Here is a 16,544-nt window from a genome sequence, read left to right as displayed (position 1 = left end):
CATGCCGACAGAGCCTCTGCTCTATCGAATCTCCGACGCGATGCGCGTCCTGAGCATGAGCCGAACCGTGATCTACGACCTGATCCGTACGGGCCGTCTCCGCACGGTCAACGAGGGACGCGCCCGGCGCATCCCCGCATCCGCCATCAACGAGTACATCGCGCTGTTGGAGCGCGAGGCAGGAGAGCAGAAGTGACCAAGCGCCGCAGTAGGGGAGACGGCGGCCTTCACTGGGACGACAAGCGTCAACGCTGGATCGCTACGGCCAGTCTCGGCTTCGACCCGAGCGGCAAGCGGATCGTGAAGCGGGCCAGTGGCAAGACCAAGACGGCAGCCAAGGACAAGCTGAAAGAGGTGCTGCGGGACTATGAGGACGGTCTCGCCATCGCGCCCACCGGCTACACGGTCAAGGACGCGGTGACGGACTGGCTCGCGTACGGGCTCGCCGGCCGGGACCCTCAGACGGTCACGACCAACACGATCCTGTGCAACAACCACGTCATCCCTGCCCTGGGGGCGAGGAAGCTCCGCGATCTCAGCGCCGACGACGTGGACAAGTGGCTCGCCGACAAGGCGCAGACGCTGAGCACCCGCACCCTGGAAGGGATCCGCTCGTGCCTGAACCGCGCGGTGAAGCGGGCCATGGCGCGGGACAAGGTGAAGCGCAACGTCGTCGAACTGTGCTCGGTCCCCACCGGCCAGCCTGGACGTCCCTCGAAGTCCCTGACCGTGACACAGGCGGAAGGCGTGCTGACCGCTGCCGCAGACTCCCCGCTGTACGCGTACATCGTCGTGTCGCTGCTCACGGGTGGCCGTACAGAGGAGATCCGCCCCTTGCGGTGGGATCATGTCGACCTCGACGGCGATCCGGACGCGCGCCCTGAAATCCCGCCGCACATCGCGGTATGGCGCTCGATCCGAGCGTCCGACGACACGAAGACGCGGAAGTCTCGGCGGACGCTCGCGCTGCCCGGCCGAGCCATCGACGCGCTCAGGATCCAGTGGGAGCGGCAGGGGTGGATGCGGCTCGCGGCAGGCGACAAGTGGCAGGAGAACGGTCTGGTCTTCACCTCGGCCGTGGGCACGGAGCTGGACTCAGCGAACGTGCGTCGCGAGTTCCGTCGAGCCATCAAGGGTGTCGACGGGATCGTCCCAGAGGAGTGGACGCCGCGGGAACTCCGGCAGAGCTTCGTCTCGATCCTGTCGGACAGGGGGATCCCGCTTGAGGAGATCTCCCGGTTGGTCGGCCACTCCAGTACGGCCGTCACCGAAGAGGTCTACCGGAAGCAGATCCGCCCTGTGATCCAGACCGGAGCGACCGCCATGGACGGCATCTTCGGCGCCCTTCCGAAGCGGTAGTCACGCAGTTAGTCACTCACAACGAATCAGGCCCGGCGCTGATCTCTCAGCACCGGGCCTGACCTGCTACTTCTCAGTCGGGGTGGCGGGATTTGAACCCACGACCTCTTCGTCCCGAACGAAGCGCGCTGCCAAGCTGCGCCACACCCCGAAGCAACGAGCTCTACTTTAGCGGACCGATCCCCGTAGGCGAAATCCGGTTATCGGGGCGGCGGAGGTGGGGCCTGAGCTGGTCGATCGTGACGGCTGCCAGGGCCAGGGCGTAGAAGGCGAGGCCGAAGATCACGGCGTTGGCCAGGACGCCTGCGTAGCCGTGGAGGTCGACGTCCAGGAAGGGGTAGGGGTAGCGGCCTTCGGTGCCGGGGGTGATCAGGGCGCCGCGGACCAGGGCGAAGGGGAGGTAGAGCAGGGGGTAGGCCAGCCACTGCCAGGCGTAGGACCAGCGGAAACCGCGGGGGGTGGTGAGCAGGAGCCAGTCCAGGGCGGCGCCGATGGGGTGACGGTGTGCAGGAGGTGGTTGGAGACCGCGCGCAGGCCGGTCTGCTCGTCGGCGCCGGTCATGGTGAAGCCGCTGGACTTGTTGGCCAGGACGAAGTGGTAGACGAGGCCGGTGATGGCGATGAACAGGACGACGGCGCCGGTGATCCGGGGGGAGACCGGCGGGCGGGCGGTCCAGGCGCGGACGGCGGACCAGGCGAAGCAGATCGCTACGGCGATGTTCGACTGGACGGTGAAGTAGCTGAAGAGGCGGGGCAGGTCGTCGGACTGGGCGATGTCCAGTGCCACGCCCGCGACGGCCGCCGCGGATATCAGCAGGCGTATGAGGGCGGCCAGGGGGCGGCGCACCGGGGGACGACCGCGGCTGCCGGGGTGTGGGCGGAGGCGTCGGCCGGGCCGGTGGCGTAGTGGGTGGACTGCGAGGAGCGGGTGGGATCGAACATCCCCCCACGCTAATGGTGTGGGGGGAGGGGGAAGGGAGGGAGGGGAGAAGGGTGGGGAGGGGGAAGGGGGAGTTAGGGGGTGGGGGTGAGGGTTAGGAGGGTGGCTTCGGGGGGACAGGCGAAGCGGACGGGGGTGTAGCGGTTGGCGCCGCAGCCGGCGGAGACGTGGAGGAAGGAGGTACGGCCGCCCGCGGTATGGGTGGACAGGCCCTTGACCCGGTCGGTGTCGATGTCGCAGTTGGTGACCAGGGCCCCGTAGAAGGGGATGCACAACTGGCCGCCATGGGTGTGGCCGGCCAGTATCAGCGGGTAGCCGTCGGTGGTGAAGGCGTCCAGGGTCCGCAGGTAGGGCGCGTGGACGACGGCCAGGGAGAGGTCGGCGCCGGATTCCGGGCCGCCGGCGACCTGGGCGTAGCGGTCGCGCTTGATGTGCGGGTCGTCCAGGCCGGTCAGGGCGATCTCCACGCCGCCCGCGGAGCCGTCCAGCTTCAGCCGGCCGCGGGTGTTCGACAGGCCGATCCAGCCGGCCGTGTCGAAGGCGTCGCGCAGGTCTTCCCACGGGTTGTGGATGGCGCCGACGACGGGCGGGTTTCCGTTCAGGCCGTGGCGGCCCTGGACCTTTTCGATCAGGTAGCGGGCGGGATTGCGCAGCCTCGGTCCGTAGTAGTCGTTGGAGCCGAAGACGTACGCGCCGGGGAACTCCATCAGCGGACCCAGCGCGTCCAGGACTTCCGGGACTCCCTCGGGGTCCGAGAGGTTGTCGCCCGTGTTGATGACGAAGTCCGGGCGCAGGCCGGCCAGGGACTGGAGCCAGCGGCGCTTCTTGTGCTGGCCGCTGACCATGTGGATGTCGGAGACCTGCAGCACGCGCAACGGCCGCATGCCGGGCGGCAGTACGGGCACGGTGACCCGTCGCAGTCTGAAGAACCGGGGCTCGAAGCCGGCGGCGTAGGCGAGGCCGGCCGCGCCGACCGCGGTGATGGACAGGGGGACTCCGTATCGCGCGCGCATGGTTCCCATCGTGGCAGAGAGGTCACCGGCGCTGTTCACCGGCAGGAAATCGCGCGGCGATTGTCGGTGGGTAGGGGCATACTCGATCTCATGACCACGCTCAAGGCCAAGCTCAAGGACGACCTCACCACCGCGATCAAGTCGCGCGACGAGCTGCGCTCCTCCACCCTCCGCCTCACCCTGACCGCCATCCAGAAGGAAGAGGTCGCGGGCACCGAGGCGCGCGAGCTGTCGGACGGCGAGGTCCAGAAGATCATCGCGCGGGAGGCCAAGAAGCGCCGCGAGGCCGCCGAGGCGTTCGAGAAGGGCGGCCGGGCCGATCAGGCCGAGCGCGAGCGTGCGGAGGGCGAGGTGCTCGCCGACTACCTGCCCAAGCCGCTCACGGACGAGGAGCTGGAGGGCCTGGTGGCCGAGGCCGTGGCACAGGCCAAGGAGGGCGGCGCCGAGGGGCCGCGCGCCATGGGTGCGGTCATGAAGATCGTGAACCCGAAGGTGGCGGGCCGGGCCGACGGCGGACGGGTGTCCGCGATGGTGAAGAAGCTGCTCGCGGGCTGACGCCGCCGGGAAGGCGGGAAGGTAAGGAAAGGGGCGCTCCCGAGTGCGGGGCGCCCCTTTTGTGGTTTTCGGGTGTTTGTGGGGCCGAGGCTGTGCTCGTCACCCGTTACCGGGATCCGTCACCAGCCTCCGTAGGCGCCTCCGAGGATGTCGGGAAAGTCCGGGAAGTCCCAGCCGCCATTGCCTCCACCGTTGCCGTTGCCCGGCTTGTCGTCACCGTGACCGCCGCCGGGCCAGTGCCACCCGCCGTTCCCGCCACCGCCGCCGTTGCCGCCGCCCCCGTTCCCGGCGCCTCCGTTGCCGTTGCCGCCGCCGTTGCCGCCCCCGCCGTTCCCGTGGCCGTGCCCCTTCCCCTTGTCGCCGTTCCTGCCGTCATCAGGAGCGCCGACCGGCACGACGGGCAGCGACGGCGCGGGCTTGTCGGCCAGCGCGCCCGTCATCGCCTCGCGCCAGATCGGGCCCGGGGTGTCGGCCCCGTACACCTTGGCGTGGTAGCGGCCCCCGATGCTGATGTCGAACATCTTGCGCCGGTGTGCCGGGTCACCGACCCAGACCGCGCCCGCCATGTTCGGGGTGTAGCCCACGAACCAGGCGGCGAGGCGGCTGTCGCTGGTGCCGGTCTTGCCGGCGCTGTCCCGGCCGCTGAGCCCGGCCTCCTTGCCCGTACCGTCCTCGACCACGCCCTTGAGCAGCGCGTTGATCGTCCGGGCCGTCTTCTGGGACATCGCACGGTGGCAGGTGGACCGGGGGACCGGGAGGGACTTGCCCGCGGCGGTGGTGATCGACTCGATGGCGACCGGGGTGCAGTACATGCCGCCGTTGGCGAAGGTGGCGTACGCGTTCGCCATGGTCAGCGGGGACATCTCGGCCGAGCCGAGCGCGATGGCGGGGCTCTGCTCCAGCTTCGTGCCGTTGGCCCGCTGCACGCCCATCGCGGCGGCCATCTTGCTGACCGGGCAGATGCCGATGTCGCTGATGAGCTGCACGAAGTAGGTGTTGACCGACTTGGCGGTCGCCTCCTTCATGCCGTACGGGCCGACCTCCGAGGTGTTCTCGTTCCGGACGTAGTCGTTGCGGCGCCGGTGCCACTCCCCGGTGCAGGTGTCCACCGGGCTCGGGTAGGGCATCTTGTACGGGGACGAATAGCTCTGGTACGGGCTCGTGCCCTGCTCCAGGGCCGCCGCCGCGATGATCGGCTTGAAGGTCGACCCGGGCTGGTAGCCGACGCCGCCGCCCATCCGCTGGTCCACCGACAGGTTCATCTGGGTCTGGTTCGGCCCGAAGCCGTAGGACCGCGACTGCCCCATGGCCAGGATCTTGCCGCTGCCCGGCTCGACGATGGTCGCCGCGCCCGCCACCGGGTCGGTTCCGTACACGCGCTCGCTCAGCGCCGCCTGGACCGACCGCTGCGCCTTGGGGTCCAGTGTCGTACGGATCGTCAGCCCGCCCTGGTTCCAGCGCTTGGCGCGGGCCTTGCGGGTCTTGCCGAAGGCCGGGTCGTTGAGGAAGACCTCGCGTACGTAGTCGCAGAAGAAGCCGGCGCCCGAGCCGGCGGTGATGCAGCCGTTCTTGGGGCGGCTGACGTGCAGCGTGATCGGCTTCTTCGCCGCCGCGTCCGCCTGGGCGCGGGGGACGGCCTTCAGCTCGGCCATCCGCCGCAGGACGGTGTTGCGGCGCCGCATCGCCTCTTTGGGGTCGTTGACCGGGTCGTACCGGCTCGGTGACTGGACGATGCCGGCCAGCAGCGCGGACTCCTCCAGGGTCAGGTCCTTGGCGTGCTTGCTGAAGTACCGCTGGGAGGCGGCCTCGACGCCGTACGCCTGCTGCCCGAAGAAGGTGATGTTGAGGTAGTTCTGCAGGATCTTGCGCTTGCCCAGCTCCTGCTCGACCTGGATGGCGTACTTCAGTTCCCTGACCTTGCGGCCGATGGTCTGCTGGGTGGCCTGCGCGACCTTGGTCGGGTCATCACCGGCCTCCTCGATGAAGACGTTCTTCACGTACTGCTGCGTCAGGGTCGAGGCACCCTCGGAGACGCCGCCGGAACGGGCGTTCTTGTTGAGGGCGCGGAGGATGCCCTTCAGGTCGATCGCGCCGTGCTCATAGAAGCGGGCGTCCTCGATCGCGACGATCGCCTTACGGATGTACGGGGACATGTCGTCCAGGCCGACCACCGTGCGGTCGCGGGAGTAGACCTTGGCGATCTCGCCGCCGTGCGCGTCCAGGATCGTCGTCCGCTGGCTGAGCGGCGGTGTCTTGAGGTTGGCCGGGATCTCGTCGAAGCCCTCGACCGACCCCTTGGCCGCGAGGCCGAGGGCGCCGGCGGCGGGGAGGGCCAGGCCCGCCAGCACGGCTCCCGCCAATACGCTGACGCCCAGGAATTTAGCGGCCTGCTGGGTCTTGGTCAGACCCCCGCCGTCGCGCTTCTTACCCATGAGGGCACCTTACGTTCTCAATCGCCGGACAGGGGTCCATCTGTTCGCTTACCCTGTTCCCGTCTGTCACAGCGGATAGCTTCCGCCCCGGCACCGTCAACCCCTCCCTCGGACGGGCCTCCTGTGCGGAATGCCCGCTTGTGTCGTCCCCAACCCGGCATGGCCATGGTGAACTGTCCCTACCTGCCAGGAAAGAGACGTATGCCCTGCGCTCACTCCGTTGGGTGATCTGCCGCGTACGCATAGTCCGTTCGGGCCATCCAAGATTGGGCCCGAAGGGGGTGTTGCGCCCTGCTTGCCTTCCGTAACGTCCTCAACTGGCAACGGTGAATATGCCGTTTGCCGCCGTGGGGGAGCCTCGATTCGGGAGAGGACGGCGCCAGCATGAGCTGGGTAACCGACTGGAGTGCACAGGCAGCCTGCCGCACTACCGATCCGGATGAACTGTTCGTTCAAGGGGCGGCCCAGAACCGCGCCAAGGCGGTGTGCACCGGCTGCCCGGTGCGTACGGAGTGCCTGGCCGACGCCCTGGACAACCGGGTGGAGTTCGGCGTGTGGGGCGGGATGACCGAGCGCGAGCGCAGGGCACTCCTGCGTCGTCGCCCGACCGTCACCTCGTGGCGCCGGCTGCTGGAAACCGCGCGTACGGAGTACGAGCGCAGTACGGGCATATTGCCGGTGGACTGTGAGGACGAGGAGACCTACGAGAACTACGCCGCGGCCGGCTGACGGCGGGCCCGGGTCCGGGGCCTCGTACGCGCGTGCGTACGAGGTCGGGTGCCGGGCGGGGTGGGCGAGACGTCGCGCGAGGTGTGCGAGACGTCGGGCAAGCGCGCCCTCGGTGTCGGCGGTACCGGCTCGGCGTCGGGCGGACGGACTCTTTGGCGTGCGTCGGCTTCGGCTTTTGGCGCTTTTGACGTCCAGCCTTGACGTCCAGCCTTGACGTCCAGACTTTGACGTTCAGCCTTTGTGGCGTTTGCCGTGCGGCCCTTGACGCCTGGTCAGGTCGCCGCGTCGAGGCCGGGCTGCTCGGGCGACTGGTCCGCGAGGCGTTCGCCGATCTCCCGTAGCCCGGCCAGGTCGTGGACGTCACCGGACAGCGCGGCGACCTGCGCCACCGGGACCTCCGGATGGAGTGCGGTGAAGCGGTCGCGGGTGCGCCGCTCGCGCGCCAGGACCTGCATACGTTCGGCGTGCAGCCTCAGCAGCCCAGCGGCGAGTTGCTCGGCCGAAGGGCGCGGGTCGGAAGCGTCTGACGGTGGCACTGCCGCGGTGGCGGGGGAGGAACCATCGGCGGTACGAGACCCAGCATTCCCGCCGCCGAGATCCACAATGCCGCTCCCGTCAAGATTTTCGTACGGACTGACCGCCGGGCCGGCTCCCCCCGGTCCGGCCGTCGGCCCGTCCTCCGGCCCGCCCTCGGATCCCTGGGAGCCCTGGGTGTCCCGGGGCGCACAGGCATCCCGGGGAGCCTGGGAGTCCTCCCGGGTGTCCTGCTGGGCGGCCAGGTCCGTCAGAGCCTCCGCGGCGGCCAGCGCCCGCTCCGCGCTCAACTGCGCGGCCCCGCTGCCGTGCACCCGGTTCAGTACGAGTCCGGCCAGCGGCATCCGCTCGGCGGCCAGCCGCTCCACGAAGTACGCCGCCTCGCGCAGCGCGTCCCGCTCCGGCGCGGCCACGACGAGAAAGGCGGTGCCGGGCGCCTGGAGCAGCCGGTACGTCGCGTCCGCGCGGGTGCGGAAGCCGCCGAACATGGTGTCCATGGCGGCGGCGAACGTCTGGACGTCCCGCAGCAGTTGGCCGCCCATCAGCTTGCTGAGCGTACCGGTCATCATCGACATGCCGACATTGAGGAACTTCATCCCGGCCCGGCCGCCGACCTTCGCCGGTGCCATCAGGACGCGGATGAACTTCCCGTCCAGGAAGGAGCCCAGGCGCTTGGGCGCGTCCAGGAAATCCAGCGCGGAGCGGCTGGGCGGGGTGTCGACGACGATCAGGTCCCAGGCGTCGCGCGAGCGGAGCTGGCCGAGCTTCTCCATGGCCATGTACTCCTGCGTACCGGCGAAACCGGCCGAGAGTGACTGGTAGAAGGGGTTCTCCAGGATCGCCCGCGCGCGCTCCGCGTCCGCGTGGCTCTCGACGATCTCGTCGAAGGTCCGCTTCATGTCCAGCATCATCGCGTGCAGTTCGCCGCCCGCGGACTCGTCGATGCCCTTGACCCGGCGCGGCACGTTGTCCAGTTCGGAGATGCCCATCGACTGGGCCAGCCGACGGGCCGGGTCGATGGTGAGCACCACGGTCCTGCGACCGCGCTCGGCGGCCCGTACGCCCAGGGCCGCGGCGGTCGTGGTCTTGCCGACGCCGCCCGCGCCGCAGCACACCACGATGCGGGTGCGCGGGTCGTCGAGGAGGGGGTCGACGTCCAGCAGCGCGGCCGAGGTGTGCAGCGCGGCCGGAGCGTGCGGGGTGGCCGGGGTGTGCGGGGTGGCCGGGCTCTTGGCGTACGAGGTATCGGTGTGCGGGCCGTCGGATTGCGGGCCCTCGGCGTACGGGGTGGTGCCGTGGTCCGTGCCGGGTGGGGTCAAACCGTCCGCGGTCATATGGGTCCCTGTTTCCGCAGGTCCCTCGCCAGCCGGTACAGACCGGCGAGGTCCACTCCCTCGGGGAGCAGCTCCAACTCATAGGTGGGCAGGTCCAGCCGTGACAGTTCCGCGTGCTGGGCACGCTCCAGCGCGACCCGCTCGGCGTGCTCACGGGCCTGCTCCAGCAGCGGGTCGATGAGGCGGTCGGCCAGGCCGCCGCGGCGTGCCCCGCCCAGTCCGGCCCGGGAGAGGGCCTGGGCGATGCCGGTACGCGCCCCGTTGGCGGCGATGTCGACCTCGCCGGCGTCCAGCACGGTGGGGCGGGTCATGTTGATGACGACACCGCCCACCGGGAGCCCCGCCGCCCGCAGCTCCCGGACGCCGTCCGCCGTCTCCTGGACGGGCATCTCCTCCAGGAGCGTGACCAAGTGCACAGCGGTTTCGGGAGACTTCAGGACGCGCATCACGGCCTGCGCCTGGTTGTGGATGGGGCCGATCTTGGCCAGTCCGGCGACCTCGTCGTTGACGTTCAGGAACCGGGTGATGCGGCCGGTCGGCGGGGCGTCCATGACCACCGCGTCGTACACGAACCGCCCGCGCCTGTCCTTGCGGCGGACCGCCTCGCACGCCTTGCCCGTCAGCAGGACGTCCCGCAGGCCGGGGGCGATGGTCGTCGCGAAGTCGATCGCGCCGATCTTCTTCAGCGCCCGTCCGGCGCCGCCCAGCTTGTAGAACATCTGGAGGTAGTCCAGCAGGGCGCGCTCGGCGTCGATGGCCAGTGCGTGCACCGCTCCGCCATCGGGCGCCACGGCGATCTTGCGCTCCTCATACGGAAGCGCCTCTGTCTCGAACACTTGGGCAATGCCCTGTCGGCCCTCGACCTCGACCAGGAGGGTGCGGCGTCCCTCGGTGGCCAGGGCTAGGGCGAGGGCAGCGGCGACCGTGGTCTTACCGGTGCCACCCTTGCCGCTGACGACATGGAGCCTGCTCACGCCAAGGAGCCTAACCAGTCCGCGCCGGGGCTACGCACGAGACCGGCCGCCAGCTTGTGCGCCGGGGTATGCGCCGGGGCGCGACGGGAGCATGCGCCGGAGCGTACGCCGTGGTGCGGGGTGAGCGGCGGGGCGAGGTGCGCACGGGGCGGCGCTCGTGGATAGACCCTGCACGGGAGGCGGGGCGTCCATCGGCACGGCCCCGTACGGCAGCCGGGGCGTCCATCGGCACGGCCCCGTCCGCGAGGCGTGGGGACAGGCATTACGCTCGGCTCCATGACCAAGTGGGAATACGTGACCGTGCCGCTGCTCGTGCATGCGACGAAGCAGATTCTGGACACCTGGGGCGAGGACGGCTGGGAGCTGGTCCAGGTCGTGCCCGGCCCGAACAACCCCGAGCAGCTCGTGGCCTACCTGAAGCGGGAGAAGCAGGCATGAGCGCCGTCGAGGACAAGATCACCTCGCTCGGGCTGAAGCTCCCCGAGGTCGTGCCCCCGCTCGCCACGTACCAGCCCGCCGTGCGCTCCGGCGCGTACGTCTTCACCTCCGGCCAGCTCCCGATGGTGGACGGCACGCTGCCCGCCACCGGCAAGGTCGGTGCCGAGGTCAGCCCTGAGCAGGCCAAGGAACTGGCCGCGACCTGCGCGCTGAACGCGCTGGCCGCCGTGAAGTCCGTGATCGGCGATCTGGACAAGATCCAGCGGGTCGTGAAGGTCGTCGGGTTCGTCGCCTCCGCACCGGAGTTCACCGGTCAGCCGGGTGTCGTCAACGGCGCGAGCGAGCTGCTGGGCGAGATCCTGGGCGACAAGGGCGTGCACGCGCGCTCCGCGGTGGGTGTGGCGGTGCTTCCGATCGACGCGCCCGTCGAGGTCGAGATCCAGGTCGAGGTCGCGGAGTAGCCGAGCGGCCGAGCAACGGAGCTACCGAGCAGCGGAGCTACCGGGCAGCCGAGCAGTCGAACAGCGGCGTGCTGGACCAGCGGGTCCGTGGCGCAGGGGCCCTCTCGAACATCCACGCGTGAACGCATAGCATCCGGCCATGTCGTCGACGACCAATGGCCAGTGGTATCCGCCTGAATGGCCGGACCGCATCCGTGCGCTCACGAAGGGGGAGCTGACTCCCGCCGCGCCGCGCCGGGCCGCGACCGTTCTGCTCCTCCGGGACACCGACGCCGGTGGTCCAGCCGTCCATATGCTGCGCAGACGCGCCTCCATGGCTTTCGCCGGGGGCGCGTACGCGTATCCGGGCGGCGCCGTCGACCCGCGCGACGAGCGGCCGGTGGCCTGGGCCGGGCCGTCGCTGTCCCAGTGGGCCGCCCGTCTCGGCGTGACGCCCTATGAGTCGTACGGCGATGCCCCGGCCGGTCCGTACGCTGAAGCCTCGGCCGGTCCGTACGGCGCTGCACCGACCGGTCCGTACGGTGACACCCCGGCCGCACCGGCTGCCGGAGCGGAACCGGCGGCCTCGTCCGCCACGCCCTCCCAGGAGGCGGCGGCGCAGGCCATCGTCTGTGCGGCGGTACGGGAGACCTTCGAGGAGGCCGGGGTGCTGCTCGCCGGCCCGTCGGCCGACTCGGTCGTGGCGGACACCACGGGCGAGGACTGGGAGGCGGACCGCGCGGCCCTGGTCGCGCGGGAGCTGTCCTTCGCGGACTTCCTGGCCCGGCGCGGCCTCGTCCTGCGCTCCGACCTGCTGGGCGCCTGGGCGCGCTGGATCACCCCGGAGTTCGAGCCGCGGCGCTACGACACCTGGTTCTTCGTCGCCGTGCTGCCGGAAGGGCAGCGCACCCGCAACGCGTCCACGGAGGCGGACCGTACGGTGTGGATGCGCCCGGGCGAAGCCGCCGCGGGGTACGACCGCGGGGAACTGCTGATGATGCCGCCGACGATCTCCACGCTGCGCGGCCTTCAGCCGTACGCCACCGCGGCCCAGGCCCTGGCCGCGTCCGGTGAACGCGACCTGACGCCCGTACTGGCGCGCGCGGTGCTCAAGGACGGCGAGATCGAGCTGAGCTGGCCGGGACACGACGAATTCACCAAGCACATCGCCCCGGCGAGCGGGGGCGCGGACAGCTCCGGTCCATCTGGTTCGGCCCGTCCGGCCCGTCCCGCAGAAGGGCCCGCCCTATGACGTACGCAGCCGCGCTCCCCGGGCAGCCCCGCGGCGGGGACATCGCCGGGCCCGCCACCGCCCGCGCCCGGTGCGTCCTCGCCCCGAATCCCTCCGCCATGACGCTGGACGGCACGAACACCTGGATCGTCGCCGAGCCGGACTCCGACCTCGCCGTCGTCATCGACCCGGGGCCGTTGGACGAGTCGCACCTCAAGGCTGTCATCGAGGCGGCGGAAGAGGCCGGCAAGCGCGTCGCGCTGACCCTCCTGACGCACGGACATCCGGACCACGCCGAGGGCGCCGGGCGCTTCGCCGAGCTGACGGGCACGGCCGTACGGGCCCTGGACCCGGCCCTGCGCCTGGGCGACGAGGGGCTGGCGGCGGGTGATGTGATCACCACCGGTGGCCTGGAGCTGCGCGTCGTACCCACTCCCGGGCACACCGCCGACTCGCTCTCCTTCCACCTGCCGGCCGACGCCGCTGTTCTGACGGGCGACACGGTCCTGGGACGCGGTACGACGGTCGTGGCGCACCCGGACGGCCGTCTCGGCGACTACCTCGACTCGCTGCGCCGGCTGCGGTCGCTGACGGTCGACGACGGCGTGTCCACGGTCCTGCCGGGGCACGGCCCCGTACTGAACGACGCGCAGGGCGTGGTCGAGTTCTATCTGGCGCACCGGGCGAACCGGCTGGCCCAGGTGGAGACGGCGTACGAGGCGGGGCACCGTACGCCGTCGGAGGTCGTCGCGAGCGTGTACGCGGACGTGGACCGCTCGTTGTGGCCGGCCGCCGAACTCTCCGTACGGGCCCAGCTCGACTACCTGCACGAGCACGGGCTGATCTGAAGGCGGGTGGGGGCGGGGGAGGCCACGGCCGGCGACCGTCGGCCTGCGGAGGAGAGGGCAAGGAGCCGGGGGCCGGGGCCGGGGCCGTTACGCCAGGCGGCTTCTCCCGGTGCTCCCAATGGGGCCACCACTCTGGTCAACCGCGTTCCGCGCGGCGCCCGGTGGAAGGGCTCACGGCAGCACATCCATCTCCGAATCGGAAAGGCTGCTAACCATGCGTGCTTTTGCCCGCCCTCTGCTCGTCACCTTCACCACCCTGGCCCTGGCCGGCCTCGGCTCCGTCGCCGCGCAGGCCCACGACGGCGGCCCCGGCGCCGGCCCCGCCAAGCCCCCCGTGGGCAGCCCCGCCGGGCCCTCCGCGGACGAGCACGCCAAGCTCCCCGTGGACGGCCACGCCAAGCTCCCCATGCATGAGCACGCCAAGCTCCCCATGGGCCATGCCCCCCACAAGACGTCCGTGGTCGTCACGCCCGCCAGGCCCTCTCTGGGCAGCCTCATCTACGACAGCGTCAACCACCCCGAGAAGATGAAGCACAGCGACAAGACGGTCAATTTCGTCCATCTGCGGTGACGCGCCGGCGCGCGGTCGGCGTCACGGCTGCGGTCGGCGCCGGCCGTACGCCTCATATGGGCGGCGGTGGCTCCCACACGTAGGGTGTGGCGGCACCGCCGCTTCTCCTCGTCACGCTTCCCGGCTGCTTCGGCTGCTTCGGCTGTTCCGGCCGGCCGGTCCGGCTGCCCCCAGCTCGCGTTCGATGCCGCCGCGCAGCAGCTCACGAACTCGTTCCAAGGAGGCCGAGCCGCTCAGCCAGCGCGTACTGAGCCCCTCGGCGAGCGCGCTGAGCCGCTCGGCGGCGTCCGGCGCCGAGACGTCGGGATCGGCCGTACCGGCCTCCTGGGCCCGCTCGATGAGAGCGGCCAGGTCGTCCGCCCACTGCCGGGTCGCGTCCCGGAGCTGGGCACGCAGCGCGGCGTCGAAGACCGCGCTGGACTGGAACTCACCCCAGTCCGTGCTGTTCTCCACGACGTCGGGAACGTCCTGCAGCTCGCGCATGCGCATGTCCTCCAACTGGGCGCGCAGGGCGAGGGCGTGCGTGGGGTCCGGCGCGGTGTAGTGCTCAGCGCGTTCCCCGATGAAGTCGAGCGTACGGCCGCCGAAATGGCGAGTCGGTGCGTCAGCGAGACAGCGAGACGGCGATACGGCGAGACGAGGGGGCGGCATGGGTACGCGTATGAACACCCCGGACAGGCGCCACCCGTCACGGCGCGGAGTACTCAGAGCGGGCGATCTGGGAGCGCTGGCTGCGGCCGGCACCGGTCTGTCCGTCGCGACAGCGCCGGCGAACCCGGGCGGGCGGCGTCACCGGGCCGGGCGGCCTCGCGGGCGTGGACTTCCGCATCAACGGCTGGGGCGGCAAGCAGAACCACCCGCGCGACGGCAGGGCCGCCCGTACGCTGCTGCGCCACGTGGGCGTTCCCCGTATCGACGCGCGGATCACGGGGGAGGGCGGTGCGGTGGAGGTGGACGGCGCGGGCACGCTGCTGGCCACCGAAAGCTCGCTGGTCAACGACAACCGCAACCCCGGCGTCACGCGGGTCGGCATCGAACGGGCGCTGTGCCGCGCCCTGGGCGTGACCGAGGTCATCTGGCTCGCGGGCGTACGGACGCGCGGGGCAGACGGCTGGAGATCGTCGAGCTGCCGGAGCCCGGCCCGTCCCGGCCAGGATCGGTGGCCGGGGGCCGGCCTTCCTCATTTCCTACCTCAACTGCTACGTGGCGAACGGGGTCGTCTCATGCCGCGCGCCGACGACCGCGCGGCCTCGATCGTCCGCGATCTGCATCCGGGGCGCGCGGTCCGGCAGGTGACCACCGACGCCATCGCCGAGGGGGTGGCGGCATCCACTGTGCGACCCAGCAGCAGCCGCTGATCAAGGGACGAGGGGTGAGGAGGGAGAGGTGAGGCCCTTGAGCCCATTGAGATTCGCCGTCCGCGCCTCGGGGGCCGAGGTCAAGCGTCGGGGCGGGAAGTCTTCGCCCCATGTACGGCGAGATACTCCTCCGCCAGCCAGGGCCCGAGATCGTCCAGCATCCCGGTGAGCAGTGGCACACCGTCGGCGGGCGTGCGCGCCGCGCGCGCTACGGCGCGCATCTGCTCTGCCCGCGCCGGGTAATAGCTGCCGAACACCTCGGCGGACTCATCGAGGTCGCTCGTCCAGCCGTCCCACCGGGGCATCACCAGCGTGAATCCGGTCCGTACGAGCCGACGGGCCACCCGCCGGGTCAGTGCGGTGCGCTCGGCTTCCGTGGCGACGGCAGCGGCCTGTTCGCGCAGCGCGGGCAGGACCTGGAAGAGGTCACCGTTGGTCTCGCGGGCGAGCAGTGAGGTGGGGCGGTAGCGCGGGAGGTGCTCGGCGAGGTCGGGTCCGGACAGCGGGGTGCACAGACAGGCCAGGAACCATCCCAGGTCGTACCGCTCCGCCTCGCTGAGCAGCGTGTCCGCGGCGTACAGCAGGATGCCGACGCCGTCGACCACGGGGCAGCGGGCGTCCACCTCCGCCTCGACGCGGCGGGTGGCGGCCCGGTCGGCCGCTGTGGGGGCGGACCGGAGCGCCAGTAGTACGTCGAGGTCGGAGACGCCGGGGAGTGCCGTACCGCGCGGGACGCTGCCGTACAGGTACGTGCTGTGCAGCCGTGAGCCGTCGAAGTGGTCGGCGATCCGGGCGCGTATCTCCTGGACGGCCGGCAGGAAGGCCGCCGTCACCTTGGCCAGGGACCCTTCCCGTACGAAGAAGCCCTGCGCGTCCAGCCCCGCCCCCATGAGCCACCCCCACCGCTCGTTGCTCGTCGCCCGTCACTTTCGGCCCTGGGAGCTTATGGGAGTCCGGCCGTGGGAGCTCATGGGGCTCATGCGAAAGGCCCCGTCGAAACGGGGCCCTTCCGCAGGTCGTGTGGCCGCGTCCGGATGGGGACGGGCCGAGGCGTCAGCGCGAGCGCTTGGCCAGGCGTTCGACGTCCAGCAGGATCACGGCGCGCGCCTCCAAGCGCAGCCAGCCGCGGCCCGCGAAGTCCGCGAGGGCCTTGTTGACGGTCTCCCGGGACGCGCCGACGAGCTGGGCCAGCTCCTCCTGCGTCAGGTCGTGGACGACGTGGATGCCCTCCTCCGACTGCACGCCGAAGCGGCGCGAGAGGTCGAGCAGCGCGCGGGCCACGCGGCCGGGGACGTCCGAGAAGACCAGGTCGGACATCTGGTCGTTGGTCTTGCGCAGCCGGCGGGCGACGGCGCGCAGCAGCGCGGTGGCCACCTCGGGCCGGGCGTTCAGCCAGGGCTGGAGGTCGCCGTGACCCAGGCCGAGCAGCTTGACCTCGGTCAGCGCGGTGGCGGTGGCGGTACGCGGGCCCGGGTCGAACAGGGACAGCTCACCGATCAGCTCACCCGGGCCGAGGACGGCGAGCATGTTCTCGCGGCCGTCCGGGGAGGTGCGGTGCAGCTTCACCTTGCCCTCGGTGACCACGTACAGGCGGTCGCCGGGCTCCCCTTCGTGGAACAGGGCGTCGCCGCGGGCGAGCGTGACCTCTCCCATCGAGGCGCGCAGCTCCGCCGCCTGCTCGTCATCGAGCGCCGCGAAGAGCGGTGCGCGCCGCAGAACGTCGTCCACGAGTTCTCTCCTTGTCGACATGCTCCGGAGGACCTGGGTCCCCATCATGCCGGAATGCAAA

18 protein-coding genes, 1 tRNA gene and 1 pseudogene are annotated in these 16,544 nt (G+C 71.0%); 10 read left to right on the top strand and 10 right to left on the bottom strand.

From position 1 onward, the window contains the following. Position 1: 1 nt before the first annotated feature. The gene (locus tag KGS77_RS15565) at positions 2-196 is read left to right on the top strand and encodes a helix-turn-helix domain-containing protein (protein ID WP_242581846.1); all 195 of its coding nucleotides are present in this window, start codon (positions 2-4) and stop codon (positions 194-196) included. Continuing rightward, entirely contained in the window at positions 193-1,359 is a 1,167-nt protein-coding gene (locus KGS77_RS15560; RefSeq protein ID WP_242581843.1) for a site-specific integrase, read from the top strand. The genes KGS77_RS15565 and KGS77_RS15560 overlap by 4 nt, the downstream gene beginning before the upstream one ends. Positions 1,360-1,436: 77 nt before the next feature. Here the strand turns inward: KGS77_RS15560 and KGS77_RS15555 are convergent. From KGS77_RS15555 to KGS77_RS15545, 4 genes and pseudogenes are all read right to left on the bottom strand, one after another. After that, positions 1,437-1,510, bottom strand: a tRNA-Pro gene (locus KGS77_RS15555). A 12-nt stretch (positions 1,511-1,522) separates the two neighbouring features. Then, positions 1,523-2,145 (bottom strand): annotated as a pseudogene (locus KGS77_RS15550) (Pr6Pr family membrane protein). 23 nt (positions 2,146-2,168) lie between these two features. After that, positions 2,169-2,300, bottom strand: a complete 132-nt coding sequence (locus KGS77_RS34630; RefSeq protein WP_277994229.1) for a hypothetical protein — start codon at positions 2,298-2,300, stop codon at positions 2,169-2,171. 72 nt (positions 2,301-2,372) lie between these two features. Then, positions 2,373-3,311, bottom strand: a complete 939-nt coding sequence (locus KGS77_RS15545) for a metallophosphoesterase (protein WP_242581841.1) — start codon at positions 3,309-3,311, stop codon at positions 2,373-2,375. Positions 3,312-3,401: 90 nt separating this feature from the next. On the opposite strand from KGS77_RS15545, the gene KGS77_RS15540 reads away from it, so the two are divergent. After that, positions 3,402-3,866: a GatB/YqeY domain-containing protein gene (locus KGS77_RS15540; protein WP_242581839.1), complete on the top strand. Its 465-nt coding sequence runs from the start codon at positions 3,402-3,404 to the stop codon at positions 3,864-3,866. Between the two features lie 119 nt (positions 3,867-3,985). Here the strand turns inward: KGS77_RS15540 and KGS77_RS15535 are convergent, their stop codons facing one another. Then, positions 3,986-6,298, bottom strand: a complete 2,313-nt coding sequence (locus KGS77_RS15535; RefSeq protein ID WP_242581836.1) for a transglycosylase domain-containing protein — start codon at positions 6,296-6,298, stop codon at positions 3,986-3,988. A 384-nt stretch (positions 6,299-6,682) separates the two neighbouring features. On the opposite strand from KGS77_RS15535, the gene KGS77_RS15530 reads away from it, so the two are divergent. Then, complete coding sequence (locus tag KGS77_RS15530) at positions 6,683-7,027, top strand: WhiB family transcriptional regulator (protein ID WP_242581834.1); 345 nt, start codon at positions 6,683-6,685, stop codon at positions 7,025-7,027. 272 nt (positions 7,028-7,299) lie between these two features. Here the strand turns inward: KGS77_RS15530 and KGS77_RS15525 are convergent, their stop codons facing one another. Both KGS77_RS15525 and KGS77_RS15520 read right to left on the bottom strand, forming a co-directional pair. Beyond that, positions 7,300-8,895, bottom strand: coding sequence for an ArsA family ATPase (locus KGS77_RS15525; RefSeq protein ID WP_242581832.1), 1,596 nt, complete (start codon positions 8,893-8,895; stop codon positions 7,300-7,302). Further along, positions 8,892-9,869 carry an ArsA-related P-loop ATPase gene (locus KGS77_RS15520; protein WP_242581830.1) on the bottom strand — a complete coding sequence of 326 codons (978 nt, stop codon included), beginning with the start codon at positions 9,867-9,869 and terminating at the stop codon, positions 8,892-8,894. Before KGS77_RS15520 ends, KGS77_RS15525 begins: the two co-directional genes overlap by 4 nt. 276 nt (positions 9,870-10,145) lie before the next feature. Between KGS77_RS15520 and KGS77_RS15515 the strand changes: the two genes are divergently transcribed. The 5 genes from KGS77_RS15515 to KGS77_RS15495 all read left to right on the top strand — a co-directional run bounded on the left by KGS77_RS15515 (position 10,146) and on the right by KGS77_RS15495 (position 13,397). Continuing rightward, entirely contained in the window at positions 10,146-10,307 is a 162-nt protein-coding gene (locus tag KGS77_RS15515; protein WP_003981536.1) for a DUF4177 domain-containing protein, read from the top strand. Continuing rightward, complete coding sequence (locus tag KGS77_RS15510; RefSeq protein ID WP_242581828.1) at positions 10,304-10,768, top strand: RidA family protein; 465 nt, start codon at positions 10,304-10,306, stop codon at positions 10,766-10,768. The genes KGS77_RS15515 and KGS77_RS15510 overlap by 4 nt, the downstream gene beginning before the upstream one ends. 139 nt (positions 10,769-10,907) lie before the next feature. Further along, positions 10,908-11,999 (top strand): NUDIX hydrolase, encoded by a 1,092-nt coding sequence (locus KGS77_RS15505; RefSeq protein WP_242581826.1) that lies wholly within the window; start codon positions 10,908-10,910, stop codon positions 11,997-11,999. Next, positions 11,996-12,826 carry an MBL fold metallo-hydrolase gene (locus KGS77_RS15500; protein ID WP_242581824.1) on the top strand — a complete coding sequence of 277 codons (831 nt, stop codon included), beginning with the start codon at positions 11,996-11,998 and terminating at the stop codon, positions 12,824-12,826. The genes KGS77_RS15505 and KGS77_RS15500 overlap by 4 nt, the downstream gene beginning before the upstream one ends. Positions 12,827-13,040: 214 nt before the next feature. Beyond that, complete coding sequence (locus tag KGS77_RS15495) at positions 13,041-13,397, top strand: hypothetical protein (protein WP_242581821.1); 357 nt, start codon at positions 13,041-13,043, stop codon at positions 13,395-13,397. A gap of 111 nt (positions 13,398-13,508) precedes the next feature. Here KGS77_RS15495 and KGS77_RS15490 read toward each other — a convergent pair whose 3' ends face one another. Then, positions 13,509-14,048, bottom strand: a complete 540-nt coding sequence (locus tag KGS77_RS15490) for a TetR family transcriptional regulator C-terminal domain-containing protein (RefSeq protein WP_242581811.1) — start codon at positions 14,046-14,048, stop codon at positions 13,509-13,511. Positions 14,049-14,212: 164 nt separating this feature from the next. On the opposite strand from KGS77_RS15490, the gene KGS77_RS15485 reads away from it, so the two are divergent. Beyond that, complete coding sequence (locus KGS77_RS15485; protein WP_242581808.1) at positions 14,213-14,755, top strand: agmatine deiminase family protein; 543 nt, start codon at positions 14,213-14,215, stop codon at positions 14,753-14,755. Between the two features lie 80 nt (positions 14,756-14,835). Here KGS77_RS15485 and KGS77_RS15480 read toward each other — a convergent pair whose 3' ends face one another. Together KGS77_RS15480 and KGS77_RS15475 are read right to left on the bottom strand one after the other, a co-directional pair. After that, positions 14,836-15,645 carry a nucleotidyltransferase domain-containing protein gene (locus KGS77_RS15480; protein WP_242581807.1) on the bottom strand — a complete coding sequence of 270 codons (810 nt, stop codon included), beginning with the start codon at positions 15,643-15,645 and terminating at the stop codon, positions 14,836-14,838. A 163-nt stretch (positions 15,646-15,808) separates the two neighbouring features. Next, positions 15,809-16,483 carry a Crp/Fnr family transcriptional regulator gene (locus KGS77_RS15475; protein ID WP_242581806.1) on the bottom strand — a complete coding sequence of 225 codons (675 nt, stop codon included), beginning with the start codon at positions 16,481-16,483 and terminating at the stop codon, positions 15,809-15,811. Positions 16,484-16,544: the final 61 nt, after the last annotated feature.

Source organism: Streptomyces sp. MST-110588 (assembly GCF_022695595.1).
GTDB lineage: Bacteria > Actinomycetota > Actinomycetes > Streptomycetales > Streptomycetaceae > Streptomyces.
The sequence above is the reverse complement of the archived record's forward strand: the minus strand, read 5'-3'. Positions and strand labels throughout refer to the sequence as shown.

Excerpts from the sequence above, each read along its gene's own strand:
- KGS77_RS15565 (WP_242581846.1), top strand. The coding sequence starts at position 2 with ATGCCGACAGAGCCTCTGCTCTATCGAATCTCCGACGCGATGCGCGTC.
- KGS77_RS34630 (WP_277994229.1), bottom strand. The coding sequence starts at position 2,300 with ATGTTCGATCCCACCCGCTCCTCGCAGTCCACCCACTACGCCACCGGC.
- KGS77_RS15545 (WP_242581841.1), bottom strand. The coding sequence starts at position 3,311 with ATGCGCGCGCGATACGGAGTCCCCCTGTCCATCACCGCGGTCGGCGCG.
- KGS77_RS15540 (WP_242581839.1), top strand. The coding sequence starts at position 3,402 with ATGACCACGCTCAAGGCCAAGCTCAAGGACGACCTCACCACCGCGATC.
- KGS77_RS15535 (WP_242581836.1), bottom strand. The coding sequence starts at position 6,298 with ATGGGTAAGAAGCGCGACGGCGGGGGTCTGACCAAGACCCAGCAGGCC.
- KGS77_RS15530 (WP_242581834.1), top strand. The coding sequence starts at position 6,683 with ATGAGCTGGGTAACCGACTGGAGTGCACAGGCAGCCTGCCGCACTACC.
- KGS77_RS15525 (WP_242581832.1), bottom strand. The coding sequence starts at position 8,895 with ATGACCGCGGACGGTTTGACCCCACCCGGCACGGACCACGGCACCACC.
- KGS77_RS15515 (WP_003981536.1), top strand. The coding sequence starts at position 10,146 with ATGACCAAGTGGGAATACGTGACCGTGCCGCTGCTCGTGCATGCGACG.
- KGS77_RS15510 (WP_242581828.1), top strand. The coding sequence starts at position 10,304 with ATGAGCGCCGTCGAGGACAAGATCACCTCGCTCGGGCTGAAGCTCCCC.
- KGS77_RS15505 (WP_242581826.1), top strand. The coding sequence starts at position 10,908 with ATGTCGTCGACGACCAATGGCCAGTGGTATCCGCCTGAATGGCCGGAC.
- KGS77_RS15500 (WP_242581824.1), top strand. The coding sequence starts at position 11,996 with ATGACGTACGCAGCCGCGCTCCCCGGGCAGCCCCGCGGCGGGGACATC.
- KGS77_RS15495 (WP_242581821.1), top strand. The coding sequence starts at position 13,041 with ATGCGTGCTTTTGCCCGCCCTCTGCTCGTCACCTTCACCACCCTGGCC.
- KGS77_RS15490 (WP_242581811.1), bottom strand. The coding sequence starts at position 14,048 with ATGCCGCCCCCTCGTCTCGCCGTATCGCCGTCTCGCTGTCTCGCTGAC.
- KGS77_RS15480 (WP_242581807.1), bottom strand. The coding sequence starts at position 15,645 with ATGGGGGCGGGGCTGGACGCGCAGGGCTTCTTCGTACGGGAAGGGTCC.